The organism is Streptomyces peucetius, assembly GCF_025854275.1.
Taxonomy (GTDB): Bacteria; Actinomycetota; Actinomycetes; order Streptomycetales; family Streptomycetaceae; genus Streptomyces; species Streptomyces peucetius_A.
This window is the reverse complement of the sequence record NZ_CP107567.1, coordinates 7,189,706-7,214,269: the sequence shown is the minus strand read 5'-3', so window position 1 is coordinate 7,214,269 and position 24,564 is coordinate 7,189,706. Positions and strand designations below refer to the sequence as shown.

20 protein-coding genes and 6 pseudogenes are annotated in these 24,564 nt (G+C 69.7%); 15 read left to right on the top strand and 11 right to left on the bottom strand.

The annotated features are described in order from the left end of the window. The first annotated feature begins 176 nt into the window (after positions 1-176). Positions 177-1,376: a saccharopine dehydrogenase family protein gene (locus tag OGH68_RS32565; RefSeq protein ID WP_264248987.1), complete on the top strand. Its 1,200-nt coding sequence runs from the start codon at positions 177-179 to the stop codon at positions 1,374-1,376. 308 nt (positions 1,377-1,684) lie between these two features. Beyond that, complete coding sequence (locus tag OGH68_RS32560) at positions 1,685-2,170, top strand: phospholipase (protein WP_264248986.1); 486 nt, start codon at positions 1,685-1,687, stop codon at positions 2,168-2,170. A 67-nt stretch (positions 2,171-2,237) separates the two neighbouring features. Here the strand turns inward: OGH68_RS32560 and OGH68_RS32555 are convergent, their stop codons facing one another. Then, positions 2,238-2,933 (bottom strand): endonuclease V, encoded by a 696-nt coding sequence (locus OGH68_RS32555; protein WP_264248985.1) that lies wholly within the window; start codon positions 2,931-2,933, stop codon positions 2,238-2,240. Positions 2,934-3,362: 429 nt separating this feature from the next. Here OGH68_RS32555 and OGH68_RS32550 point away from each other — a divergent pair, with 429 nt between their 5' ends. Further along, positions 3,363-5,222 carry a sensor domain-containing diguanylate cyclase gene (locus OGH68_RS32550; protein ID WP_264248984.1) on the top strand — a complete coding sequence of 620 codons (1,860 nt, stop codon included), beginning with the start codon at positions 3,363-3,365 and terminating at the stop codon, positions 5,220-5,222. 66 nt (positions 5,223-5,288) lie between these two features. Next, a complete protein-coding gene (locus tag OGH68_RS32545; RefSeq protein WP_264248983.1) occupies positions 5,289-5,588 on the top strand; it encodes a YciI family protein in 300 nt (99 codons plus the stop codon). A 15-nt stretch (positions 5,589-5,603) separates the two neighbouring features. Here OGH68_RS32545 and OGH68_RS32540 read toward each other — a convergent pair whose 3' ends face one another. Then, positions 5,604-6,698 (bottom strand): WD40/YVTN/BNR-like repeat-containing protein, encoded by a 1,095-nt coding sequence (locus tag OGH68_RS32540; protein WP_264248982.1) that lies wholly within the window; start codon positions 6,696-6,698, stop codon positions 5,604-5,606. 193 nt (positions 6,699-6,891) lie between these two features. Here OGH68_RS32540 and OGH68_RS32535 point away from each other — a divergent pair, with 193 nt between their 5' ends. Continuing rightward, positions 6,892-7,308, top strand: a complete 417-nt coding sequence (locus OGH68_RS32535) for an SsgA family sporulation/cell division regulator (protein ID WP_264248981.1) — start codon at positions 6,892-6,894, stop codon at positions 7,306-7,308. A gap of 366 nt (positions 7,309-7,674) precedes the next feature. Here OGH68_RS32535 and OGH68_RS32530 read toward each other — a convergent pair. The 3 genes and pseudogenes from OGH68_RS32530 to OGH68_RS32520 all read right to left on the bottom strand — a co-directional run. After that, a pseudogene (locus OGH68_RS32530) lies at positions 7,675-8,337 on the bottom strand (ISL3 family transposase); the annotation flags it as partial. An 89-nt stretch (positions 8,338-8,426) separates the two neighbouring features. Then, positions 8,427-9,932: an ISL3 family transposase gene (locus OGH68_RS32525; RefSeq protein WP_264250361.1), complete on the bottom strand. Its 1,506-nt coding sequence runs from the start codon at positions 9,930-9,932 to the stop codon at positions 8,427-8,429. Between the two features lie 260 nt (positions 9,933-10,192). After that, a pseudogene (locus OGH68_RS32520) lies at positions 10,193-10,954 on the bottom strand (collagenase); the annotation flags it as partial. 788 nt (positions 10,955-11,742) lie between these two features. On the opposite strand from OGH68_RS32520, the pseudogene OGH68_RS32515 reads away from it, so the two are divergent. Continuing rightward, positions 11,743-12,578, top strand: a pseudogene (locus OGH68_RS32515) (IS5 family transposase). A 150-nt stretch (positions 12,579-12,728) separates the two neighbouring features. Here the strand turns inward: OGH68_RS32515 and OGH68_RS32510 are convergent. Both OGH68_RS32510 and OGH68_RS32505 read right to left on the bottom strand, forming a co-directional pair. Next, a complete protein-coding gene (locus OGH68_RS32510) occupies positions 12,729-13,226 on the bottom strand; it encodes a hypothetical protein (protein WP_264248980.1) in 498 nt (165 codons plus the stop codon). 199 nt (positions 13,227-13,425) lie between these two features. Next, positions 13,426-14,268, bottom strand: a complete 843-nt coding sequence (locus OGH68_RS32505) for a MerR family transcriptional regulator (protein WP_264248978.1) — start codon at positions 14,266-14,268, stop codon at positions 13,426-13,428. 72 nt (positions 14,269-14,340) lie between these two features. Here OGH68_RS32505 and OGH68_RS36245 point away from each other — a divergent pair. Together OGH68_RS36245 and OGH68_RS32500 are read left to right on the top strand one after the other, a co-directional pair. Further along, positions 14,341-14,427 (top strand): annotated as a pseudogene (locus OGH68_RS36245) (IS5/IS1182 family transposase); the annotation flags it as partial. A gap of 4 nt (positions 14,428-14,431) precedes the next feature. Beyond that, a pseudogene (locus tag OGH68_RS32500) lies at positions 14,432-14,689 on the top strand (IS110 family transposase); the annotation flags it as partial. Between the two features lie 163 nt (positions 14,690-14,852). On the opposite strand, the gene OGH68_RS32495 reads toward OGH68_RS32500, so the two are convergent. After that, positions 14,853-15,569, bottom strand: coding sequence for a GAP family protein (locus tag OGH68_RS32495; protein ID WP_264248976.1), 717 nt, complete (start codon positions 15,567-15,569; stop codon positions 14,853-14,855). Between the two features lie 438 nt (positions 15,570-16,007). Beyond that, a complete protein-coding gene (locus tag OGH68_RS32490) occupies positions 16,008-16,817 on the bottom strand; it encodes an isocitrate lyase/PEP mutase family protein (RefSeq protein WP_264248975.1) in 810 nt (269 codons plus the stop codon). 192 nt (positions 16,818-17,009) lie between these two features. On the opposite strand from OGH68_RS32490, the gene OGH68_RS32485 reads away from it, so the two are divergent. Next, positions 17,010-17,462: a DUF5959 family protein gene (locus tag OGH68_RS32485; protein ID WP_264248973.1), complete on the top strand. Its 453-nt coding sequence runs from the start codon at positions 17,010-17,012 to the stop codon at positions 17,460-17,462. Here the strand turns inward: OGH68_RS32485 and OGH68_RS32480 are convergent. Continuing rightward, positions 17,444-18,286: pseudogene (locus OGH68_RS32480) on the bottom strand (IS5 family transposase). The gene OGH68_RS32485 and the pseudogene OGH68_RS32480 sit on opposite strands and share 19 nt — an antisense overlap. 304 nt (positions 18,287-18,590) lie before the next feature. Between OGH68_RS32480 and OGH68_RS32475 the strand changes: the two are divergent. Next, on the top strand, positions 18,591-20,234 hold the full coding sequence (locus OGH68_RS32475; RefSeq protein ID WP_264248972.1) for an ABC-F family ATP-binding cassette domain-containing protein: 1,644 nt from the start codon (positions 18,591-18,593) through the stop codon (positions 20,232-20,234). A gap of 267 nt (positions 20,235-20,501) precedes the next feature. Beyond that, a complete protein-coding gene (locus tag OGH68_RS32470) occupies positions 20,502-21,479 on the top strand; it encodes an acyl-ACP desaturase (protein ID WP_264248971.1) in 978 nt (325 codons plus the stop codon). 194 nt (positions 21,480-21,673) lie between these two features. On the opposite strand, the gene OGH68_RS32465 is transcribed toward OGH68_RS32470, so the two are convergent. Beyond that, positions 21,674-21,928, bottom strand: a complete 255-nt coding sequence (locus OGH68_RS32465; protein WP_264248969.1) for a WhiB family transcriptional regulator — start codon at positions 21,926-21,928, stop codon at positions 21,674-21,676. Positions 21,929-22,138: 210 nt separating this feature from the next. On the opposite strand from OGH68_RS32465, the gene OGH68_RS32460 reads away from it, so the two are divergent. The 4 genes from OGH68_RS32460 (at position 22,139) to OGH68_RS32445 (ending at position 24,428) form a co-directional block, all read left to right on the top strand. Beyond that, positions 22,139-22,546: an ATP-binding protein gene (locus OGH68_RS32460; protein ID WP_264248968.1), complete on the top strand. Its 408-nt coding sequence runs from the start codon at positions 22,139-22,141 to the stop codon at positions 22,544-22,546. 125 nt (positions 22,547-22,671) lie between these two features. Beyond that, positions 22,672-22,929, top strand: a complete 258-nt coding sequence (locus OGH68_RS32455; RefSeq protein WP_264250397.1) for a DUF5133 domain-containing protein — start codon at positions 22,672-22,674, stop codon at positions 22,927-22,929. 174 nt (positions 22,930-23,103) lie between these two features. Continuing rightward, positions 23,104-24,012 carry an STAS domain-containing protein gene (locus OGH68_RS32450; protein WP_264248966.1) on the top strand — a complete coding sequence of 303 codons (909 nt, stop codon included), beginning with the start codon at positions 23,104-23,106 and terminating at the stop codon, positions 24,010-24,012. Continuing rightward, positions 24,009-24,428 carry an STAS domain-containing protein gene (locus OGH68_RS32445; RefSeq protein WP_264248965.1) on the top strand — a complete coding sequence of 140 codons (420 nt, stop codon included), beginning with the start codon at positions 24,009-24,011 and terminating at the stop codon, positions 24,426-24,428. Before OGH68_RS32450 ends, OGH68_RS32445 begins: the two co-directional genes overlap by 4 nt. Positions 24,429-24,564: the final 136 nt, after the last annotated feature.

Here is a 24,564-nt window from a genome sequence, read left to right as displayed (position 1 = left end):
GCCCAGCCGATCACCGCGGGCAGCCCTGCGGATCACCGATGGGACGCCTGCGGATCACCGAAGGGAAACGGATCTTCTGCACGGCCGCGTCGCGCGCTAGCCTCAGCCACCGACATCGGCGTGGGGCAGGGGCCGCCGGCCCTGATCCGCCGGACGGCCTGACGGCGGAGGAGCCAGTGAACAGCCACAACGGGACGGATCGCGCGCAGCGCCCGTACGACATCGTGCTCTTCGGGGCGACCGGATTCGTCGGCGCGCTCACCGCCGAGTACCTCGCGCGGCACGCGCCCGAGGGCTGCCGCTGGGCCCTCGCCGGGCGCAGCCGCGACAAGCTCGAGGAGCTGCGGGAGCGGCTGGCGGTCATCGACCCCGAGTGCGCCGCCCTGCCCCTGATCGAGGCCGACGCGGCGGACGCCGCCTCACTGCGGGAGCTCGCCGGATCCACGCGTGTCGTGGCCACGACGGTCGGCCCGTACGTCTGGTACGGCGAGGGCCTGGTCGCCGCGTGCGCCGAGGCCGGTACGGACTACGCCGACCTGACCGGTGAGCCCGAGTTCGTCGACCTGATGTACGTGCGGCACGACGCGCGGGCCCGGGAGACGGGCGCACGGCTCGTGCACGCGTGCGGGTTCGACTCGGTGCCGCACGACCTGGGCGTGTACTTCACCGTCCGGCAGCTGCCCGAGGGGGTGCCACTCACCGTCGACGGCTTCGTCCGCTCCAACGCCATGTTCTCCGGGGGGACGCTGGCCTCCGCGCTCAACGCGATGGGCCGCGGGCGCGAGTCGCTGCGCGCGGCACGGGAACGCCGCCTGCACGAGCCGCGCCTCGTCGGCCGTCGCGCCCGGTCCCCCCTCGGCGGTCCCCGCTTCAGCCCCGAGATCGGGGCCTGGGCGCTTCCGCTGCCCACCATCGACCCGCAGATCGTGGCCCGTTCGGCCCGCGCGCTCGAACGCTACGGCCCCGACTTCCGCTACCGCCACTACGCGGCGGTCAAGACTCTGCCGATGGCCCTCGCCGGTCCGGCCGCCGTCGGCGCGGGCTTCGCCGTCGCCCAGCTCCCGGCCGCCCGGCGGTGGCTGATGAGCCGTTACGCCCCGGGTGACGGCCCCAGTGCGAAGCGCCGCGCGGAGAGCTGGTTCTCCGTCCGCTTCGTCGGCGAGGGCGGCGGCCGCCGTGTCTTCACCGAGGTCACGGGCGGGGACCCGGGCTACGACGAGACGGCGAAGATCCTCGCGGAGTCGGCGATGTGCCTCGCGGCCGACGCGCTGCCGAGGACGTCGGGCCAGGTGACGCCGGCGGTGGCGATGGGCGACGCGCTGCTGACGCGGCTTCAGCGGGCGGGCCTGCGCTTCCGGGTGGCGCACTCCGGGTAGCGGCCGCCTCCTCCGGCCCCGGCGGTACGCGCCGCGTGGGGCCGCGCAGGGCCCCCGACTGTGGACCGCTCTTGCGCCGGGGCACGCCGGCGTGGACGCCGCTTGCCGGTGCGGGCATCCATCCGTCCTGTGCCGGTGTGCTCGCTCTTGTCCACCGAGCGGTGGGTTCTCGGCTGGACGACACCAGGATTTCATCCGTTGCATGTGACGCAAAGGCTGTGCAGGACGCGCGTATAGCGGGACTCTGGACCTGCCCGTGGACAGGCCACGTGGCGCACCAACCCCCGTTCCGCACATGGAGGTTCTGCATGCGTCGCCGTTTCGCCCTGCCGCTCGTGTCCGCCGTACTGGCATTGCCCGCCGCACTGATCCCCGCCGGCTCGGCAGCCGCCGCCCCCGCCGACAAGCTCCAGGTGCTCAGCTCCTGGACCCAGACCAGCGCCTCCAGCTACAACGCCTGGGCCGCCGCCCGGGCCAACCAGGGCGCGTGGAGCGCCTACGGCTTCAACTGGTCCACGGACTACTGCTCTTCGTCGCCGGACAACCCGTTCGGCTTCCCTTTCAAGATGTCATGCGCACGCCACGACTTCGGTTACCGGAACTACAAGGCCGTCGGCCGCTTCGACGCCCACAAGTCCAGACTGGACTCGGCGTTCTACGAGGACCTGAAGCGCGTGTGCAACAGGTACTCCGGCGGCACACGCACTGCCTGCAACTCGACTGCGTGGACGTACTACCAGGCCGTGAAGGCCTTCGGATACTCGGCGGCGGTCGACAGCGGCAAGGCCGCCTGACCGCGAGCGGGCGCCCCGCGACCCCCGTGACGGGCCCCGCTCGGTACGTACGCCGGACCCGGGCCCGTCACCCGCCCGTCGCCTCCGCGAGCGCCCGCCGGCACAGGGCGTCGGCACGCCGTGTCGTCTCCGGGACGCGGAACCCAGGTGCCAGCCGCAGTGTGTGGGCGCAGGCCGCGTCGAGCGTGACCCTGTGCCCGGCGGAGACGAACACGGGCTTCACGCCCTGCTGCGTACGCAGCGCGCGGCCGACCTCTTCCCCGTCGTCGGCGACCAGGGCAGCGAAGTCGCCCCGCTCGGCACCGAGTTGTCCGTAGGTGAAGACGAACGGGTTCTTGGCGACGCCGATGGCCGGCAGCCCGGTCAGCACTCCCAGATGGCTGGCCAGCCCGAAGCGCCGGGGGTGCGCCCGGCCGTATCCGTCGCAGACGACGAGGCCGGGGTCCGAGGTGAGGGTCCCGAGCGCGGCCAGCACCGTCGGGATCTCGCGGAACGCGAGCAGCCCGGGCACGTAGGGGAAGGTGATCCGGCCGATCGCCGTGGCCTCTTCGACCACGGTCAGCGTCGCCGCGTCCAGCACGACCGCCGCCGCGGCGACGACGTCGCGCTCGTCGTCGTACGCCACGTCGACGCCGGCCACCAGCCCGGTGCCGACCGGCGGGCCCGGCTCGTCCAGGACGACGCGGCCACGCAGTTCGTCCTGGACGGCCAGGGCCTGTTCCTCGTTCACGGGCCAGCCGGCGGGCGCTTCGACGATCTTCATGATGCGCCCACCATAAGGGGCGTGCCCCTACTACCCCCGGGAGAACGTTCATTGTGTGGCGGTGATGCCACGAGGAACGATTCGCCACGGCACTGGTTGACGAGGAGCGGCATTGTCTTCCCTACCAGTTCGATCCCACCGCGTCAGCGGCACAGGGATGCTGTCGTTATTTCAGGTGAAGCCCCCAGGCGGCACGTGCGTTGGTCGGTGGATCGTCCTACCCTTTTATCGCACTCGCGATTTCCAAGGGGCTTGTGTCTGCTGCCCTCCTGAGCCGGGTGACTCCGGGAGGTTCGCATGGTGCCAGGATCGGCCGGTCGAGGCGGTTCGACCCACGCCGCCCGTATCGGCCGGCTGCACGGGGCAGGAGCGTGCGAGGCCCTGGGCGTGGGCTTCGTGGCTGCCGTGGCCGTGGGGGGGTGCCTCACCGTGGCAGCGCTGCTGGGGGCAGGCATAGGGGTGGCATCTGCGCACGCGGTAGCCGCACTCTCCATCTATGCACGCGCCCGAACGGTCATGGGAAGGGTGCGCCTGCGCCTGGTGCTGCTCGCGGTTTCGGCGGCAGCAGGCGGTCTTCACCACCTTTTGGCCGGGCAACCCCGCACAGCGCAGGCACACTTTGCCGGCGTTCTCCAGTCCATGGTCGAACTGCTCGCAACCGCCGGGATCGTCATTTGTCTGGGGTTGGGTGTCGCCGGACTGGTCGTGGCAGCCGCGGACGGCTGCACGACCCTGATCTGGCTACGGCGGCTCCTGGACGGCTCGATGACCGCAGCATCGCTGCTCACGCTGAGCTGGGTGCTTCTGTTGCATCGCGTCGACAAAGGCGGTGACGTATCGTATTCGCTGCTGGCTCTCGCCCGCGTGACGACGGACGTCCTCATCCTGGGGCTACTGGTCGCCTTGCGTTTCAGCCGGAGATCCGGAGAGCGCACCGCGGTCACTGTGGCGGCCGTGGCCCTCTCCGTTTTGGCCATGAGCGACGTTCTGCGCATCCTGTTGCCCGCTCCGGGCGTGTGGTCCGGGATTCCTCTCGCGGCGGTCTGTTCGATGGCCGGATCATTCCTCGTGGCCCTCGTGCCGTGGCTGCCCGGCGGTGCCAGCATTATGGGAGCCGACCGGCGGGAGATGCCTGTCGCCGGGGTGGTCGTGGCCTTCGTACCCGTGGTCGTCTGCGTTCTCGCCATGGCTGCGCACGTACTGGCTGGTGGCCACCCCGATGTTGTGATGCTCGCCCTGACAGGTTCTGTGCTTCTCGGGCTCAGCGCCCGGCAAGGCGTTGCTCACGCCGACCACCTGCAGCTCACTCGAGAGGCGGCAGCCCGTGAGGCCCATTACCGCAAACTGGTCGATGGCTCGAGCGACGTGATCACCATCGTCGGTCTGGATGGTCGCGTGCTCTACATCAGCCCGGCCGTCCATGAGGTCTTCGGATACCGCCCTGAGGAGCTCGTAGGCGCTCGCCTGCCCCTGTACACCCACCCCGACGACGTGGCGCCACTGATGCAAGCTGTCGAGACGCTGCGGCAGGAAGCCGAGTCAGGTACGTGCGGCCCGGGCCGCTGCCTTGCGTTTCGGATTCGAGCAATGGATGGGCAGTGGCGCCACGTCGAGTCGACAGTCAGCCACCACACAGACGGGCTGATCTTCAACAGTCGCGATGTCACTGAGCGAGTGACATTGCAGGCACAACTCCAGCACCTGGCATTCCACGACGCGTTGACAGGCCTGCCCAACCGCGCGTTATTCATCGACAGGGTCAAGCATGCGCTGCAGAAGCGGACCGCCGACGCCACCCCGCCTGCGGTGATCTTCCTGGACCTGGACGGCTTCAAGGCCGTCAACGACTCGGCCGGTCACGCGGCAGGTGATGACCTGCTCGTACAGGCTGCCCGTCGGCTCCAGGCATCTGTACGGGCGGCGGACACGGTCGCCCGCCTGGGCGGCGACGAATTCGCCGCGCTGCTGGAGGGAGACGCGGGAGCATGCCCTTCCCGGACCAGGGAAGTAGCGGAGCGGATCTTGTCCGCTCTTATGAAGCCGTACCGCATCGGCGGTACCCATGCGGTGGTAGCGGCTTCCATCGGTATCGCGGTAGCCACTCCAGGGATCACACCGGGCGAACTCCTGCACAACGCCGACCTGGTGATGTACGAGGCCAAAGCCGCAGGAAAGGGCCGCATCCGTATGCACGGCGCGCAGCCGCAAAGCATCAGTTGCGAGACTTCTTCCCCCGCCATCGAATCACGTGCCGACAAGGACGCTTCTGTAACAGCGGCCAACACATGAGACTGGATCCACCGCGCGACAGTCGGCCGGATCCTGTCGGTCCGGCCGCCGGGTAGCCTGGCGATCATGTTTGTGATGGAACTGACCTACACCGCGCCGGTCGAGCGTGTCGAACCGCTCATGGAAGCCCATGTGGTGTGGCTGGACGCACTCTACGAAGAGGGCGTCTTCATCGCGTCGGGCCGCAAGAAGCCGCGCGACGGCGGAATCATCCTGGCCGTCGGGGACGATCGCGCGCGGATCGAGAAGATCGCGGCGACCGACCCCTTCATCACCGGCGCGGTGTGCACGTACCGGATCACGGAGTTCATCGCGACGAAGACCGCCCCCGAGCTGGCTCCCTACCGGCAGCAGCCGGCTTCCTGAGGGCCCGTCGGGAGATCAGAACTCCAGCCGCGCGACCCGGCCCTTCTCGCCCGACGCCCAGCAGCCGAAGTCGGGCGTGCAGTCGACGGTGTCGAACGAGCCGGTGTCGACCGTGCGCCAGCTGCGGCCGCCGTCGGTCGTGAGATCCGTCCCGGTGGGGCCGACGGCGAGCGCGGCGGACCTGCTGTGCGGCAGCCAGGCCACGCCGGAGCGGTACGCGGCCGGCGGGTTCTTCGCCTGCCGCCAGCTGCGGCCGCCGTCCCGTGTGACGGCCGCGGCCCGGGGCGAGGGCTGGTCGGGGCGGTAATCACCGCCGACGGCGAGGCCGTTCGTCCGGTCGCGGAACGCCAGCGCGAAGACGCCCCGGGCCGGATCGCCGGCCGGGATCGTGGACTCGGCGACGGACCAGTTCAGGCCCCGGTCGGCGGAGTGCAGGACGCGCGCCGTCGCACCGCCGCCGGTGGCCAGCCAGACGTCCTTGGGCCCGGAGCTGACGAGGCACTGCCCGCTCGCGGCGAAGCCCGCCTCACCGGGGAGGGCGGGCGGCATACCGGCGTCGGGCAGCACCCGCCACGACCGGCCGCCGTCGGCGGTGGACAGGATGCGGTACTTGCCGTCCACCGGGTCGCTCATGGCCAGACCGTGGCGCCTGTCGAAGAACGTGACGCAGTCGTAGAACGCCCTGGGGTCGGTATTGCGGAACGACTCGGTCCAGGTCGCCCCGCCGTCCTCGGTGCGCAGCAGCCGCGACGCCTCTCCCTCGCCGATGGCCAGGACCACGGCGCGCCGGGAGTCGAACGCCTCGACGTCACGGAACTCGAGCCCCTCGGCGCCGGGCGGCGACACGTCGAGCCAGCTGCGGCCGCCGTCGTCCGTGCGCAGCACGGTGCCCCTGGAGCCCGCGACCCACGCGGTCGTCCGGCTCACCGGCGCCAGCCCGCGCAGCCGCACGTCCGTCCCGGTGTCCTTCAGGCTCCAGCCCGGGGTGTGGGCCTTCGCCGTAGGCTCCGTGACCGGCGCCGCCTGGGCCGGGCCGGCCAGCACGGCCGCCACGGCAGCCGCGCACAACCCCACGGACACCGTTCTTCTCGTCTCCCCGTTGGACGTCATGGCGCTGGAAGCTAGCCCAGCCGCCGGAGGGCGTCCAGGGTGCGTAGGCGGCCGGAACACACCGCCGGGGGCGGGCGGTGACACATGTCACGCTTCACGACGGTGCACGGAACCACTCGTTCCGACGTCTTCTGTGGTGTCAGCAGAACCTGCGCCACAGGATCCGTCGAGCCGCAATCGAAGGAGCGGACCTTTGTCCACCGTCATCGAGCAGGCCGTCCAGGCCCGACTCGTCGCCTCCGCGCCCCAGATGGAGTCCGTCCCGGCGACGCTGCACTACGACCCGCGGGACCCTTTCGCCGTGCGGATCGACTTCCCCGGCCCGGCGACCCTGGAGGGTACGGACGTGTCCTGGGCGTTCTCGCGGGAGTTGCTCGCGGAGGGGTTCCACGAGCCCGCCGGTCTCGGTGACGTGCGGGTGCGGCCGTACGGCTACGACCGGACGGTGCTGGAGTTCCACGCCCCGGAGGGCATGGCCATGGTGCACATCCGCACCGGGGAGCTGCGGCGTTTCCTCGAGCGGGTGCACGAGCTGGTCCCGGCGGGGTGCGAGCACCTGTATCTGGGCCTCGACGAGGACCTGACGGAACTGCTGCGCGACGCCGCTTAGGGGTTCTCAGGTCGGCTCGGGGAACGTGCCGGGGTGTCACCGGGGCGGTGCTCCGGCTACTGGGCCCGCGACTGCGTGCGCACGGGATCCTGCTGCACCTGGCGTATCTGGCCGAAGCAAGCAGCGGGGGTGGCGGTGGATCGGTTGACGGTGAGTAATCGGTGATGTCTCCAGGGCCGTTCGGTGACGCTGCGTAGCGCATGGCGCAGACACCCCCGCAAGGCTCAGACACGGCGTCGGCCCGCCGGTTGGACCGGCGGGCCCTGGAGCACCCGACGCTCGGGGCTGGCCCGCCGGTGTGGTCCGCCGCCCCCGAGGAGCGGCGGACAATCCGCGCTAATCCTGCCGCACTTGACCTGCCCCATGCGCCCAGCAGGGAGCGTGGGGGCGGACCTCGGCCAGGACTTTGTCGCACAGGTTCCGCCACAGATGCCAGCGGTCGCTGACCTGCACCGCGTCGGGAAGGGCCTGGCGGATCGCCTCGGCGCGGTCGGGCAGGACATCGCTGCGCTCGCCTGTTTCAGCGTCGATGATGATCGTGGCGTAGCGGTGACGGCGGCGCGGGGCGAAGTCGTCGACCCCGACCACCCGCGGGACCCGTACCGCCTGTTGAGGGACCGCAGCACCCGCAGGGCGGTGACGAACGAGACGGGCACGGTCAGTATCCCGGTGGGACGGGAGGCCGCCCGGCCGCATAACTCCTTGACCACCCCCGAGACCTGGCTGGTCAGACGTGTGGTGCGGCGCTGAAGGCGCTCGATCAGCCCCGGACCTGCTCGCGGAAGGTCTGCCGCCGGCAGCCCAGGGCCGGGCAGTCGACCCGGCGGCCGTCGACCGGCACTTCCCCAACCGTCCGGACGTGGTAACCGTGCACCTTCCCCGTCGGCACCCGCACATCGGGCAGGGAAAGGGAACATCTCGAGTCCGGGCCAAGACCCGGATCATCTCGCCGCCGTCCGCCACGTCATTGACGACCAGCGCCGATAGTTCTGAAAACTCCGTTCCTGCAAGGGAGTTGACATCTGACATACAGAGTCTACGCCACCCGTCACCGCCGACTACGGAACAGAGCCGTTCGTTTGGCCCTGTCTCACTTTCGGTGGTGACGGCGCGTGCTGCTATCCGAGGAGGATGCGGTGGCGAAGCAGGGTGAAGCCGGCGCGTCCGTGCATCTGGCGCGCGATCCGCTTGGTCTTGGTGTTGACGCCCTCGGTGGGGCCGTTGCTGTACGGCAGCGTGAGGGCGGCGGTCACGGCATCGCGGTCTCGTTCCAGACCTCGGGCGAAGGCGTGCAGGTGGGGCAGGTCGGCGCCGCGGATCTGGACGATCCAGCGCGAGAGTGCGTCGGCATTGTCGGCGTGGGGCGCAAGGAGCGGGGCGAAAGCGCCGATAGCTGAGGCCAGTTGGGTCATCTCGGGGCAGGCGGCGGTGAGCTTGGCCAGGAGCGCGTGTTGCTCGGCCTTGAGGTTGTTGGGCCTGGTCAGCAGCATCCGGGCGAGCCGCCGTGGGGAGATGTGGCTGCGCTCGGCATCCGCGCGACCTTGGTTGATGTACTTGTGCAGGAGGTTTAGGCAGCCCGTGAAGCCCAGGGCCTTGATCTCTTCGAAGAGGCGCTGGACGGGGACGGCGGGGTCCTCGGCTCGGCGTTTGCGCAGGTGCTCGCGGTAGGGATCGACGAGGCTGGCGCGGTATTTGGGGACGAGGAGCATGCGCTCGGGCTTCTCGGCTCGCGCGTAGCGTTTGACGGTGTTCAGGGCCAGTTCCAGGCGGCGGGCGCATTCGAGCAGGCCCACGCCCTTCGCGAGCATGCCGTGGACCTGGTGCCAGCGTTCGAGGGTGGTCTGGGCGCGGGGCCCGTCGTAGATCGGCGCGTCCAGCACGGCGGCCCAGCAGGTGCTGTGCGCCTTGACCTCTCTGAGGGCGGCTTCGCACAGGTTGTGCCACACATGCCACCGGTCCGCGACCTGTACCGCGTCAGGCAGCGCGCGCCGGATCGCCTCAGCATAGGTCGCTGAGCCGTCACGGCACACGATCTCGATGCCCGGGTGCTCGCGCAGCCACGCCTCCAGGGTGTCGGCCGTGCGGCTGGGCAGCACGTCGATCCGCTCATGGGTCTCGGCATCGATGATCACGGTGGCATAGCGGTGACGCCGGCGCAGGGCAAAGTCGTCGACGCCGATCACGCGGGGCACCCGCCGGGTGGGCAGCGGGATGCGCAGCAGGGTGCGCAGGGCAGTGTGACGCGACAGGCCCACGGTGAGTATCGCCAGCAGACGTGCCCCCGCCCGGCCCGCTAACTCCTTGACCACGGCCTTTACCTGCTTGGTCAGACGAGCGGTGCGTCGCTGGTACCGGTCCAGGACACCGGGCACCTGTTCGCGGAAGGTGTGGCGGCAGCCACGCGTGGGACACACCAGACGCCGCACTCGCACACGGACCACCACCCGTCGTTCATCGACCGGCAGGTCCGCGACTGTCCGCCAGTGATAGCCGTGCACGCGTTCCGACGGGGCCCCGCACACCGGGCAGACCGCAGTGTCCCCCGGAGTCCGTGCCCGCACCACGATCCGCTCACCTTCGTCGACCACATCTGCGATGACCAGCGGGGACAGACCCGAAAACACCACATCTACAAGCTCGTTGACATTCCGCACGTCACGTCAACGACGAACCAGCACGCTCCGTCACCACCGAATGTGAGACAGGGCCGTTCGTTTGACAGACCCGCACGCGGACCCTGGTCAGCCGGCTATGCCCTGCAGGCACAGCCGGTCGTCCACGAGATCCCGACCGATCTTCTTGATCGGTCGGGATCTTCGTCGTTTCAGTATTCCTTCGGTGCCTGTGCGGGGAAGTCCGGCCGTAGCAGGCGTACGTGTCAGGCGCCGGCCGCCACGGCCGTCAACCAGGCGTTCCAGTCGCTCTCGTAGTCCAGCGAGGTGAGGAAGGCACGCGCGGCGGTCCAGTTTCCGGCGCGGTAGTGGCCGAGCACGGTGGCGACGTCGGCCGGTCGCTTTTCGACCATGTAGCGGGCGGCGAGGTAACCCCAGTTGTAGGTGCGGTTGACGTCGCTGTTGGCGTAGGTGGTGTCGAACAGCGTGCGCAGGGAGTACGTGTGCTTGCCGGCCTCGGCCACCGCGCTGGCGTAGGTGACGCCGCGATAGGAGTAGGAGATGTACTCCGCGATGCCCTCGCCCCACCACACGGTGGGGGTGGTCTGGCTGGCGTTGAAGTCGCCGTACAGGTCGAAGCGGCCGTCGAGGTAGTGGGTGTACTCGTGGTTGAGGTTCCAGATCTGCCAGCCGGGGCTCACGTCGGTGCGCTCGTAACATATGAACCGCGGCTGGTTGCCCGTCTTGGCGGGGTCTCCCTCCAGGTACATGCCGCCGTTGTTGGTGTCGATGCCGTAGATCTTCCTCGCGTAGGCCTTGTAGTCGGCGCTCGAGTTGAAGACATCGACCTCCAGGGTGGTGTTGTAGTCGTTCGCGACCGGCCCCGAGTCCTTGACCACGCTGTGGAAGTAGGCGTCCTGGTTGGCCAGGCTCGCGCAGGTCGCCGTCAGCTGGGCGGCGGTCATCTCCTGGGCCCGGATCCGCAGCGTCGGGCTGCAGTTGTGGACGATTGGCAGGATGCGCGATTCCAGCTTGCCGCCGGTGGTCCCGGCCGCGCCGGGGGCGCCTTTGACATTGCCGTGGGCCGGGCGCTGGCCCGGGTCCGCGAAGACGTGGTCCGGCTTGGGATCGGCCTGGGAGGCCTGGGCGGGGGAGGCCGCGACGGCGGCTACGAGCAGGGCGGTGGCGACGGCCATGGCGCGCAAGATTCACTCCTGGGGATGGGAGTAGGGGGTCCCGTCCGCGACGGGTTGCGTTGTAAAATGGCACATGTCACATGGCTTTTCAATATTATTGACAGGGACACATCGAGTCCGTTTCGTCGCAGCGCATGTGCCTGACGGCCGGGCCCGTTCCGCCCGGGGCAGGGGAACGGCCGTGGTAAACCGTCGAAGGCCCCGGCAACCCACGAGCGGCCGACGGTCTCCGGAGGCTGACGTTGCGTCAGCCTCCGGCCGGTGCCGCTGCCAGGCGAGTTGCAGCGGGATACCGCGGCCGAGGCGCGGATCAGGCCGCGGTTCTTCACATCCTTGCCCAGCAGGTCGCCGGCCGCCCCGCGGGTTGCCGCGGGCGGCCGTCCGCTGGGCCCTACGCGAGGTCGACGACCAAAGCGGTGGCGTTGCCCGCTCGGCCGGTGGCCATGTCGACCGCAGCAGCTGTGAGTTTCCGCAGGAGGTGTGTTCGTCGTGGCGGAGCGGCTCCGGCAAAGGGCCGTTGTGAGTGAGGGGTTCGTGAGTCTTTGAGTGGATGTGCTGTCGCCTGATGGTGTGGCGGCGGGGCGGAATCTACCGGTCCGCGGTAGCTGATCTGGTGATGTGATCGGGTGAGTGAACGCAAGCCGTATCCGAGTGACTTATCCGACGAGCAGTGGTCGTTGATCGAGCCGGTGATCACCGCGTGGAGGGACCGGCACCGCTCGGTCAGCGGCCATCAGGGCGCCTACGACATGCGGGAAATCGTGAACGCGATCCTCTACCAGGGGCGGACCGGCTGCCAGTGGGCCTACCTCCCGCACGACCTGCCGAAGAGCGCGACCTACTACTACTTCGCCGCCTGGCGGGACGACGGAACCGACCAGGTCATCCATGAACTCCTGCGCTGCCAGGTCCGTGAACGTGCCCGCCGATTAACCCGGCCCTGGTAGTGCTGGACACCCAGAGTGTCCATGCGGCCGCCGGGGTCCCCGCCTCCACGACCGGCCACGATCCTGCCAAGCGGGTGCCCGGCCGCAAACGCGGCCTGGCCGTGGACGTCCTCGGCCTGGTCGTCGCGGTCGTCGTCCTCGCCGCGAACACCCACGACAACGCCGCGGGCATCATCTTGCTGGACCAGGTCGCCGAGCACACCGGCGGAACCGTCCGCAAAGCCCTGGTCGACCAGGGCTTCAAGAACCGGGTCGTCGAACACGGCGCCGGCCCGGGAATTGACGTCGAGATCGTCGCACGCGACCCGCAGGACAAGGGGTTCGTGCCGCAGCCGAAGCGGTGGAGGGTCGAGCAGACCTACGGGATCCTGATACTGCACCGGCGCCTGGTCCGTGACTACGAGCACTGCCCCTCCGCCTCCCGTGTCCACTGGGCGATGACTCACGTCATGACCCGACGCCTCACCGGCGCGAACGCCCCCACCTGGCGCGTGGCGCAGGCGGCGGCAGCGTGAACATCCGGCCTCTGCTCGATGCCCTGGATCTCCAACAAGACGCCGCCCGGGCCCTGGCCGACGAGCTCCGCGCACAGATCGACGGCCTGCAGGCCCGGTTGCGGGAGGCCGAGACGCACCTGGAGCACTTCACGATCACCCGCAAGACCGTCACCGGCCTTCATCGGCGGAGTCATCCTGCTGGCCAGCATCGCCGCCGCTCGGGCGGCCGGACGTCTCGGCCTGCCCAGACTGCTGCTGTTCCTCGGGGTTGACATCCTTGCCGGCGAGGACGACATCGGGCTGCCGTGCGACGACGCGGCGCTTGCTCAGTCCCTTGGCACGGCGGCCCCGACGGTCATCCTGGTCGACGGTGGTCTGACCACGGCGTGGGGCGACATCCGGCGTCTGCTGGCGCCGACCCGATGCGGGGACACTGGCATCCGTGCCCGAAAAAATGAACGGAGCGTGGCCAGCCTCACCGGTACGGGACAATATCCGGTTGGCGTGGTTTCCGCGGGCGTCGGTGTTGCCGCCGAACACCCTCCTGGACGGCTGCTGCGTTGCGGATGCGAACTGGATGGCGCGGAACCGGGCGATGGCCAGCAGCGACTCGTACTGAATGGCGCTGGTCCGCAGTCGTCGCGGGCCTGGGGGCGTGCTGCTCACCGACGAGGACCTGGCGCACCTACCGCTCCCGACGCAGCGCACCATCGCGGTGCTCGGCTGCGTCCCGGGCCAGGACATCGACCCACGGCCACCAGCGGGCACAGCGACTTCGTGCCCGGCCAGCCCACGCGTGCCGACCGGGTCAGCCTGGAGCTGCCGCGCTCTCCAACACCTCGGGCAGGGGAACGCCGTTCGTCAGTCAGCTGACCATGTCGGTCTCGTGGAGCTTGCAAATCGGCGCGGCGGTTTCGACGCCGTCGTCGTGCAGCAGTTGGCGCATGCAGGCGTGGTTGACGAAGGCGCCATCGAGGGGATGCGTGACCAGGCGCGAGAGCGCAGTGCAGTACTTGACTATCGAGCTCTTGCCCGGGATGAATATCGACAGTTCGTCCCGGGCCTCGAAGGTCTGCACCTCCACGTCGCCGGGCAGAGCTGCGACTGCTTTCTCATCCGCCGTGATGGGGATCTTCACCAGCCAGTGCGGCCCCTCGTCGGTGTGGATCTGCCTCTTTTGCCCCGGGGTCTCGATGGCAAAGGCTCGCCAAGGCGTCCCCGACACAACAGCTCCGCGCGACTCCACGGTCTTGACCACGTCTTGAATGGTGGTGGCGGCGAGGGCGACATCGTGGTCCCAGTCGTACTGGTTGCGCCCGGCCGACAGGCCGGGCACTAGCTTCGAGACGACGGTCATCTCGGGTACGTGGCGCAGGCGCACCTCTGGCCACGAGTTGACCAGCTCACACGCGTCGCTGATCGCCTCGTCCTGGGCCTGCCGCTGGCGCCGCACCTCAGTAGTGTGCTGCTGCAACAGGGCAGGTGTCGTGTCCGGTTCGTCGAGAGCGCGCCGGACAGCCTTGACGCTCATCCCCGTGCCGCGCAGCACTGTGATCAACATGGCCTGCTCGACCTGCTCAAATGTGTACGAACGGTATCCGGTCCGTCCATTGACGTCGGCCGGGACGAGCAAACCCTCGGAGTGGTAGAACCGCAGCGTCTGCGGTGATAGATGGCACATTTCGCCGAATTCGCTGATGGAAAGCATGGCACTATCTTCGTCCTTACAGTAGCCACAAGGTCAAGCGCCGATTTTCTGGTTGGCAGATGATTGATGTATCGGCCACCCGAGCACGACCTGCGCGACGTCAAGGACGCGATCCTGCACGTGGACCGCACGGGGGTCCAGCGGCGCTACCTCCCGCACCGGCGGAGAGCCCGCGCTGCTGCCGGCCCTCCTCGTGGGCCACGGCCAGGAGGCCCTCTACATGCCCGCCCGCCTGGTCAACCGGGCCTCCGACGGCTACCGCGGCGAGGGCAGGACCGACGCCCGCGACGCCTACGTCATCGCCGACCAGGCCAGGATGCGCCGCGACCTGCGACCCATCCGCCCCGGCGACGACGCCGCCATCGAGCTGCTGACCGGACGCCGGGCCGACCTGGTGGAGGACCGCACCCGCGTGGTCGACCGCCTGCGCGGCACCCTGCTGAGCATGTGCCCAGGGTCTGCCATCCCCCACCTGCCCGACGGTCGACTACGCCGTCACCACCGACTTCGAGGCCGATCGCCGCCACTACTACGGCAGCCCTGCCGCCTTCGGCGCCGTCTGGTGCAGATCGTCAAACGGCGGCTCATTCGCTGAGGATGAGTGCGATGAAGATCAGGCAGGCAGCGATGTTGACCAGCCAACTGTGGGAGTTCACCCACTGCCGCAGCCGAGGCATCCTCCGCTGAGCGCGCTTGCCGAACAGCAGATACAGCAGGAGCGGCAGCGCCGCGATCAGAATGGTGGCTCCGATGAAGGGCAGTGCCGCACCCAGGCCCACATCGTGCTGCTCCATGTGTGCACCGACGGTCAGCATGACCGCAATGTCGGACGGCATCAGCAGGATCACGACCAGAGCGATCCAGAAGGCCCTTCTCGGACCCACGTCCATCAGCGTTCCGAGCCATTTCGGCGGCTCGGCCGTCTCGCGCTTCACGTATGTCTTCACCGCGGTGATCAGCAGCAGGCCGACCAGTACGAACTGGACGATGGTTACCGCCGATCCCTTGTCGGATGGCATGCTCGCCGAGCCCGCGTGGCCGAAGAGGGCGAAGATGCCCCGCGTGACTGCGATCCCCGCCGTCGTGGCGACCGCCAGGCCGAGAAGGTACGCCAGGGACACGCGCACCGCTCGCGGGGTGGTGACGAAAATGATGGCGGCCATGATCTGTGGGCCCACCATCATGGTGACGGCGAGCGGGAGAATCCTGAGGTCCACCGTTCCCCTTCCCGCACCGAACTCGACGACGGACGCCGCCGCCTCCCTCCCATTGGTTCGTACCGGCGTGGGTACGGCATCCATTGGTGCGCTGTCCGGGTCGCTGCCGTCCTAAATGCACCCGCTCCCGCCCGACCGGGCCCCGGCAGGGGCCCGGCTGCGCCGCCCACGCAACGCGCACGCCTCGGCCCTGCTGCCGCCCTACCAGCCGCACCCCCGGCCTGCACTTCGGCGACGTCGTCTTCACCGGCGCCAGAAACCCCAGGACCGATACCGTCCACGGGCTCACCGAGGACCTGCATCTGGCCGGCTCGGACCGATGATGCAAAAGCCTCATTGACGCAGCTGGTCAAGGCTGCGCCAACCCACCAGGCATACCAGTACAGCGGTCACAGCGGTCGGTCTTCCTCTGCACAAGACCCCCCAAGATCTCAGCAAGCAGTGATACCGGGCCCGCACACTCGAGGAGCTGTACCGACTTACTCTTCTGCCCACCGGTCGGCCGGTCCCGCCCCGGCCGCGTCACCCGCCCAGCAGCGCGTCGAGCTCCCCGTAGTCGTATCCGCCCGCCAGGGAGCCGTACGTGCCCTCGTCGAGGAGTTCCCGTGCCGCCGACCGTACGAGCGCGTGCGCGGCCTGTGCGATCGCGGGGCCGACGCTGACGCGTGCCGCGCCGAGCCGCCCCAGCTCCGCCACGGCGGGCGCGCCGGGGCCCGCCATCACGCTTAGCGGGGCGCCGATCCCCTGCGCCAGCGCCGCCACGGTGGCCGGCTGTGTCACGCCCGGTACGAAGATGCCGTCGGCGCCGGCCGCGACGCAGGCGGCGGCCCGCTTCAGCGTCTCCTCCAGCCGGTCGGACGCGGCGCCGATGCCTGCCAGGTACACGTCGACGCGGGCGTTGACGAAGAGCGGCACGCCCGCGGCGTCGGCGGCCCTGCGCGCCGCCGCGACACGCCGCGCGTGTTCGGCGGCGGAACGGGGGCCGTCCTCGATGTTGACGCCGACGATCCCCGCGTCGAGGACCTGGCGGACGGTGGCCACGACGCCGTCGGCGTCCTTCGCGTAACCGCCCTCGATGTCCGCGCTGACGGGCACGTCCACGGCGGCGGCGATGCGGGCCGCCTGTTCGAGCGCCGCGGTGCGGCCGAGGCGCTCGCCGTCCGCCGCGCCCAGGTCCCAGGCGACGCCGGCGCTCGTGGTGGCGATCGCCGGCGCGCCGGCCTCGGCGATGATCCGGGCGCTCGCGGTGTCCCAGGCGTTGGGGAGGACCAGCGGGCGGTCCCGGGTGTGCAGGGCACGGAAGTGGTCGGCGAGATCGCGGAGGTTCGTCATGGCGAGCACTCAATCAGGGCTGGTCGCCACCGGGCTGGCGGGTTTCCGGCATCATCGTGATCGGGCGGGCGGGTCCCGTGGCACTGAGAACCCCTTACGGAATGAGGCGGGGACAACCTGCTTGTGCCCGTTGATCTGGTTCAGAGACCCTGAGCTCTGACAGATGTGAGCGGGCAGGGCAGAGGGTGCAGGGTGGAACTGATCAGCCTCTCGGATGGTGACAACAGCTTCCGGGTGCGTGTGCTGGGGCGTAGGTCGCCGGGCGTGCTGCAATGTCACGACCAGCTCGACGCAGAGGTCATTGTGACCAGCAGCTTCGTCGGCGGTCGGCTGGCCATGTCCCTGTTCCCTTCCGACCTGGAGGAGTGGTCCCGTGCTCTGGACCTGCTTGCCGCCGGTCAGGACATCTGTTGGAGGGATGACGACCACAGCCCCGAGATCAAGATCCAGCCGTACAACGAGGAGCATGAGACTGTCGCTGTCCGTGTAGAAGATCTGGGCAGTTCGTGCGTCTCCGTGTTCCTTCCCATGAGTCTTGAAGAGGGCTGGATCGGCGAGCAGCGGAAGCTACTCAGGCAGGTGCTGCAGGAGTGGCCGAGCGAAGTGCTGGAGTCTTCACCGGGTGCCTATGAGTGGCGGCGCTGAACTGCGGCCAGGCGCCGCCAGCAGATGAGTGTGCATCCGAGAGTGAGGAAGGCTTCGTGGATGTCGTCGCGTATCTCCCAGCGGATGCGCAGGCGACGGAACCAGTGCAGGTGGGCGAAGGCGCGTTCCACGACCCAACGTTGGGTACCGAGCCCGGGGCCGTGCTCGGTGCCTCGGGGCGATCAACGGCTTCACGCCGAGGTCCCAGACGAGACGGCGGTACTAGTCGTGGTCGTAGCCGCGGTCGGCCAGTACTACGTCCGGGCGGCGCCGGGGCCGGCCACGCTTGCCCCGCACGGACGGCACGGCCTGAAGGAGTGGGATCAGCTGGGTGACGTCGTTGCGGTTGCCGCCGGTCAGGGTGGCGGCGAGCGGGATGCCGGTGGCGTCGGTGATCAGGTGATGCTTGCTGCCCGCCCTGCCCCGGTCGACGGGGCTTCGTCCGGTCTTGGAGCCCCCTTTAACGCCCGGATGTGGGAGCCGTCGACCGCCGCCCGGGAGAAGTCCAGGGCGTTTGCGCCGCGGATCTTGGCGAGGAAGGCCTCGTGCAGTCGCGGCCACACATCGGCCTCGGTCCACTCGGCCAGCCGGCGCCAGCAGGTCATGCCGGAGCCGAAGCCGAGTTCCTGCGGAAGGTGTTCCCAGGCGATCCCGGTGTGCAGGACGAACAGGATGCCCTGGAACACGAGCCGGTCCGGATGCCGCTTGCGTCCCGGATGCCGGGTTCGACGCTCGACCTTGGGCAACAGCGGCTCGATCACCGCCCACAACTCGTCATCGACTGCCCACGGCTTCGGCCGGGCCACCCCGCACCCCCGGATCATCAGTCCCGGAGTGATCCAACCACCTCGAAGATCATTTCGTCAGGAGTTCTAAATCCCGTTGACTGCGGCTCGGCGGCCTTCTACCGTTCACGACGGTTCTGTTGTCGTCGATCGGAGTAGGACGTTGCTCGTCTGAGGTCTTGAGACACCCTGCGGTACGGCCTTCGGCCCGTGCCCCGCGTGTGCGACCTCGACGACTCATGCCGTCCACTCCGCGACCAGGACCTTCCTCCTGGGCGTCCGTCGCCCCGCCCCCGGTGTCTCCACCTGTTGCCCGTTCCGCACCAAGCAACCGGGAGGCCCTGTGTCTACTTCCCCCACCTTCGTCACCTGCTCCGCGCTCGACTTCTCCTGGCCCGACGGCACCGTCGTGTTCGACGGCTTCGATCTCACGATCGGGCCCGGCACGACCGGCCTCATCGGTCTCAACGGGTCAGGGAAGTCAACCCTGTTGAAACTGATCGCCGGTGCCGTCGCACCCTCGGGCGGAGCGGTCCGCACCCTCGGCGAGGTCGGCCACCTGCCGCAGAACGTCGTCCTGGACACCGGCCTGCGGGTCGACCAGGTCCTCGGCATCGCGCGCACCCGCGCCGCGCTGCACGCCATCGAGGCGGGTGACCCCTCCGAGGAGCACTTCACCGCGGTCGGCGACGACTGGGACGTCGAGGAACGCGCCCGGGCCACGCTGGACGAGCTGGGCCTCGGGCACATCGGCCTCGACCGCACCCTCGGCGAGGTCTCCGGCGGCGAGGGCGTCCTGCTGCGGCTGGCCGCACTGCTGCTGGCGCGGCCCGATGTGCTGCTGCTCGACGAACCGACGAACAACCTCGACCTGTTCGCCCGCCGGCGCCTGTACGACGCGGTGGCGCGCTGGTCCGGAGTCCTGGTCGTGGTCAGCCACGACCGCCGGCTGCTCGAACTGGTCGACCAGATCGCCGATCTGCGGGACGGCGAGGTCAGCTGGTACGGCGGCAACTACACGGCGTACGAGCAGGCGCTCGCCGTCGAACAGCTGGCGGCGGAGCGGATGGTGCGGGTCGCGGAGGCCGACGTGCAGCGCCAGAAGCGCGAACTCGCCGACGCACGGGTCAAGCTGGCCCGCCGCAAGCGGTACGGCCAGAAGATGTACGACACCAAGCGGGAGCCCAAGATCGTGATGAACGCGCGCAAGCGCGCGGCCCAGGAGTCGGCCGGCAAACACCGCATCATGCACGCGGAGAAACTCGCCGGGGCGAAGGAGCGTCTCGACGAGGCCGTGGAGGCGGTGCGCGACGACGACGAGATCCGTATCGAACTGCCCAGCACCCAGGTGCACCCCGGGCGCGAGGTACTGCGCCTGCAGGACCTGCGGCTGCGGTACGGCGCCGAGGTGAAGGGCGGGTTCGAGGTGCGCGGGCCGGAGCGGATCGCGCTCGTGGGACGCAACGGCGCGGGCAAGACGACGCTGCTGCGCACCATCGCGGGCGAGCTGGAGCCGGTGGCGGGCGAGGCGGTGGCCGAGGTCCCGCTCCGTTTCCTGCCGCAGCGCCTGGATCTGCTCGACGACGAGCTGAGCGTGGTGGAGAACGTGGCCCGGTTCGCGCCCGACGCCACGAACAACCGGATCAGGGCGCGGCTGGCGCGCTTCCTGTTCCGGGGCGCGCTCGCCGACCAGCCGGCCGGGACGCTCTCGGGTGGCGAGCGGTTCCGCGCGGCGCTCGCGGCCCTGCTGCTGGCCGAGCCGGCCCCGAAGCTGCTCATGCTGGACGAGCCGACGAACAACCTCGACATGGCGAGCGTGCGCAGCCTGACGGCGGCGCTGGAGTCGTACGAGGGGGCGCTGATCGTCGCGAGCCACGACCCGGTGTTCCTGGATTCGATCGGTATCACCCGGTGGCTGCTGCTGGACGGCGAGCTGCGGGACGCCTCGCGGGAGGAGTTGCGGGAGGAGGCGTTCCCGGCGGAATGACGGCCGGGGGCGGGAGCGGGCGGGGTTTCCACGTTCCCGGGCCCGGGCCGGCGGATTCCCGGGCCCCGGGGCGGCGGGTTCCCGGGGCCGGGGGGTAGGGCCGGATGCGTGACATGCCTCTCGCCGCACCCTGCGGGAGCAGGCCCCATAACCCTACGTAACCGGACATCGGGGATCCGGGCTTGGCCCGGACCTTATGACGCGTTTAACCTACGGTTTCGTAACCTACGACTACGTAGGTAACTCTCCCGTCCCCCAGGAGCCCCCGTGACGATCACCTCTCCCCACCTCGGCAGTTCGGAAGCGTGGACAGACGCCCGGCTGCTGTACGCGCTGGAAGAGGTGGTGGAGAAGGAACTCAACCGCCATCTGAAGGTCGCCAAGGACTGGATGCCGCACGAGTACGTTCCCTTCTCCGACGGCCGCAACTTCCCCGGAATCTTCGACGACGGCGAGGCCTGGGAGCCCGGCCAGTCCAAGGTGACCGACATCGGCAAGATCGCGCTGGTGGTGAACCTGCTCACGGAGGACAACCTCCCGAGCTACCACCACGAGATCGCGTCCCTCTTCGGCCGCGACGGCGCCTGGGGCACCTGGGTGCACCGCTGGACCGCCGAGGAGGGCCGGCACGGCATCGTGATGCGCGACTACCTGCTGACGTCGCGCGCCGTCGACCCGGACAAGCTGGAGCAGTTCCGGATGGCCCACATGGCGGAGGGCTTCGAGTCCGACAACCGCCACTCGATGCTGCACTCGGTGGCGTACGTGGCCTTCCAGGAGCTCGCGACGCGCGTGTCGCACCGCAACACCGGCCACCAGTCGGGTGACCCCGTGTGCGACCGGATGCTGGCGCGTATCGCCACCGACGAGAACCTGCACATGGTCTTCTACCGCAACCTGCTGGGCGCGGCCTTCGAGATCGCCCCCGACCTGACGATGCAGGCCGTGCGGGACGTCGTCGTCAACTTCCGGATGCCGGGGCACGGCATGCCGGGCTTCGAGCGTGCCGCCGCGCAGATGGCGATCGGTGAGATCTACAACATGCGCATCCACCACGACGACGTGCTGCAGCCGGTGCTGCGCTTCCTGAAGGTCATGGACATCGACGGGCTCGGGCCCGAGGGGCAGAAGGCGCAGGACGAGCTCGGCCTGTACATGAACGGCCTGGACTCCGAGGCGCTCAAGTTCGACGAGAAGCTCGCCGCCCGCAAGGCCCGGATGGCGGCCCGCGCAGCGGCGCAGTGACGCCGGCCGGGGCGCCGGCCCGGCGCCCCGACGGCCGTCGCCGGCTCCGTCCGGTTGGGCGCGGACGATGAGCCGCAGCGCCCCGAGGGCGACCCGGGTCTGGACATCAGCACCATGACGTCGGCTCCCGGCCCGCGGCGCGGGTACGGGGAGACGTTCCGCATCGGCTCCCGACCGTCCGCCACTGCCCCGCCTCAGCGCGGGGCGTGCCTGAGGCGGAGGCGTTCCTTCTCCGAGAGGCCGCCCCAGACGCCGAACCTCTCGTCGTGGGTCAGGGCGTACTCCAGGCACGCCACCCGGCCTTCGCACGCTCCGCAGAGCTGCTTGGCCTCGCGGGTGGAGGACCCTGGCGCCGGGAAGAAGAACTCGGGACCCGCCTGGGCGCACAACGCGCCCTCCTGCCAGGAGAGTTCGTCCTCGGCGGTGGGAAAGATGGTGTTGATCGGCATACGGACCACCTTGCCGATGGCCGATAAACACCGGCTCAATGACGTATCAACAGCCTCCGGGAGCGCGTTTCGGGCGCGGGCCGTCGGAGAACGCGCCTTGCCCACGTCCTCTTGACACCCGCCAGCAGGTCTGCAAGAGGGCGTGTGCGACCAGGCTTCCCGGGTAGACGGACCAGCGCCGGAGCCCACGGAAGACGAGTTGGAGGACGCATGACGACGGTCCGGAGCGGCCGCGACCGCACCGTGTTTCCCCTCTCTGCAGCGGAGACGCGCGACGAGGTCCGCCGCCTGCTGGAGGACGAGTTCTGCCCCATGCCGCCGGGCCCCGAGCACATCGTTGTCGTCACCGACGCGCTCCTCGTCGCCTCCGAACTCGCGACGAACGCCTTCCGGCACGCCGGCGGTGTGACCGCCCTGACCCTCTCCGTCACCGAGGGCGCGCTGCGTCTGAGCGTCACCGACCGCTCCCCCGTCCGCCCCCGCATGCTCCGCGCCCCGGATGCTCTGGTCCCCGGCGGGCACGGTTGGCCTCTCGTCCACAGGCTGAGCGAAGAGGTGACCATCACCTCCGCTGCGGAGGGCAAGACGATCCACGCCATCGTCCGCCTCGCCGACTGACGCCACGGCGTGACCCGTGCCACCCGGCAGTTCCGGGACGAATGCGAGCCCGCGTGCCGGGCAAACGGGATCATGCCGGCCAGTCGATCTCGGCCGGTCGCCGACAGAGGAGGAGCAACGTGCTGATGCCGCACCCGGCCATCCTGCGGAACGTCGTCGAGGAGTACCGCGAGCTCGTTGCACTGCACGAGGCGGAGTGCTCGAGCCGGATAGACACGCAACTGCTGGACGCCGCCTGCGCCTTGTGCGCGGCGACGGGAGCGCGAACCATAGAGGCGGCCCTTGCCGCCGCCCGGCAGGAGCTGGAGGCCGCCGACGTGGCGGCCGCGCCCGCCCACCCGGCCGCCACGCGCCGGCCCGCGCCGCTACGGCGAAGCGCCTGAACGGCCCCTGGCCTCTCGCCAGTCGGCGAGCATCCGAGGCCGACCCGCCGGGCCTGTTGCGCTCCGCGCCGGCGTTTCACCGGCCGTCCGTCCGCTCCGACCGGGGCCGTTACCATCTGGGACGGGCCGTGGATTCGGTCGCCAACCCACGTAGAAGCGCAGCGAGAGGCGAACATGAGTACCCCCGAGTCCGCCGTACGAGCACGTCTGAGCGAGGTTCTGACGCGACGAGGCGCCGAGATCGCCGACCGGTGGGTGCAGCTCCAGGAGGAGCGCACCGGAACCGGCTCGGAGAGCTTGGTGGAAGGTGAATGGCGTGAGGAGGCGGACCTGCTCGTGGAAGCCTTCCGCGCCTGTCTGGCCGGTGACGTCCCCCTCGTGCGGGCCACCGAACACGCCGGGCTGCACGACGCGGTGGTGGACATGTCGATGCGCCGGGCGCGGGCCGGCGCGGCGCCCACCGAGGCGTCACTGGCGGTGTTCGCGCTGAAGGAGGCCGTGCTGGAGGCGGTCCGTCAGGAGTCGTTCGACACCGACGAGCTGTACGTCGCCGTTCTGGCGCTGAACCGCGTGCTCGACGCGGCGGGCGCCCTGTGCTTCGAGACGTTCGTCCTCGGCCGCGAGGAGATCATCCGCAGGCAGAGCCGGCAACTGCTGGAGGCCTCCACACCGGTGGTCCGGCTGTGGCGGCACGTTCTCGCGGTTCCGCTGATCGGCAACCTCGACACCGCCCGCAGCCAGGTGGTGATGGAGAACCTGCTCGAAGCCATCCAGAAGAACGGGACACTGGTGGCGATCATCGACATCACCGGTGTCCCCACCGTGGACACCTCCGTCGCCCAGCACCTGATCCAGACGGTCAAGGCGGTACGCCTCATGGGCGCGGAATGCGTCGTCAGCGGGGTCCGCCCGGCGATCGCGCAGACGATCGTGCAGCTCGGCATCGACCTGTCCGACATCCTGACCCGGGCGACCCTCGCCGACGCCCTCGAGACCTCCATGCGCCTCACCCAGCAGGAGGCCTTCCGGTCGGAACCGGGCGTCGCCCCGGGATGGGCCGACGAAGTGCAGGAGGGCCGATGAACGGGAGAGAACCCATCAACCTGCCGATCCTCCGACTCGGGGACACCCTGGTCACCGGGCTGCTCAGCGAGTTGGACGACGCGTCGGCCGTCGCGCTGGCCGACGAGCTGACCAAGCGGATCGCGACCGATGGCGCGCGGGGCGTGCTGATCGACATCTCACGGGTGGAGATCATCGATTCGTTCGTGGCACGCGCACTGATGGAACTGAGCACCATGGCCCGGCTGCTCGGTGCGCGCGTCATCGTCGCCGGGATGAGTCCGCCGGTGGCCGTCACTCTCGTGGAACTGGGTATCGAACTCAAAGGTGTGGAGACGGCGCTCAACGCCGAGCAGGGGATGGCCGCCCTCGGCTGGTCCCGGACGCCCGTGCGACAGGAGCCCTCTGCACCGCGAACCGCGGATGGGGCACAGTAGAGATGAGCGCCGAGGGACGACGGCCACAAGGGCCGCTCACCGTCGGGCATTACGGCGGCGGGCTCGTCGTCGGACGGCCTGCCGTCGGAGTCCAGCGTGGCGCCGGCCGGGCCGGGACCGGGACCGGCCGCACGGG

Coding starts and splice junctions, on each gene's coding strand:
- OGH68_RS32560 (WP_264248986.1), top strand. CDS start 1,685: ATGCGTCGCCGTTTCGCCCTGCCGCTCGTGTCCGCCGTACTGGCATTG.
- OGH68_RS32555 (WP_264248985.1), bottom strand. CDS start 2,933: ATGAAGATCGTCGAAGCGCCCGCCGGCTGGCCCGTGAACGAGGAACAG.
- OGH68_RS32545 (WP_264248983.1), top strand. CDS start 5,289: ATGTTTGTGATGGAACTGACCTACACCGCGCCGGTCGAGCGTGTCGAA.
- OGH68_RS32540 (WP_264248982.1), bottom strand. CDS start 6,698: ATGACGTCCAACGGGGAGACGAGAAGAACGGTGTCCGTGGGGTTGTGC.
- OGH68_RS32505 (WP_264248978.1), bottom strand. CDS start 14,268: ATGCTTTCCATCAGCGAATTCGGCGAAATGTGCCATCTATCACCGCAG.
- OGH68_RS32495 (WP_264248976.1), bottom strand. CDS start 15,569: ATGGATGCCGTACCCACGCCGGTACGAACCAATGGGAGGGAGGCGGCG.
- OGH68_RS32490 (WP_264248975.1), bottom strand. CDS start 16,817: ATGACGAACCTCCGCGATCTCGCCGACCACTTCCGTGCCCTGCACACC.
- OGH68_RS32465 (WP_264248969.1), bottom strand. CDS start 21,928: ATGCCGATCAACACCATCTTTCCCACCGCCGAGGACGAACTCTCCTGG.
- OGH68_RS32460 (WP_264248968.1), top strand. CDS start 22,139: ATGACGACGGTCCGGAGCGGCCGCGACCGCACCGTGTTTCCCCTCTCT.
- OGH68_RS32455 (WP_264250397.1), top strand. CDS start 22,672: ATGCCGCACCCGGCCATCCTGCGGAACGTCGTCGAGGAGTACCGCGAG.
- OGH68_RS32450 (WP_264248966.1), top strand. CDS start 23,104: ATGAGTACCCCCGAGTCCGCCGTACGAGCACGTCTGAGCGAGGTTCTG.
- OGH68_RS32445 (WP_264248965.1), top strand. CDS start 24,009: ATGAACGGGAGAGAACCCATCAACCTGCCGATCCTCCGACTCGGGGAC.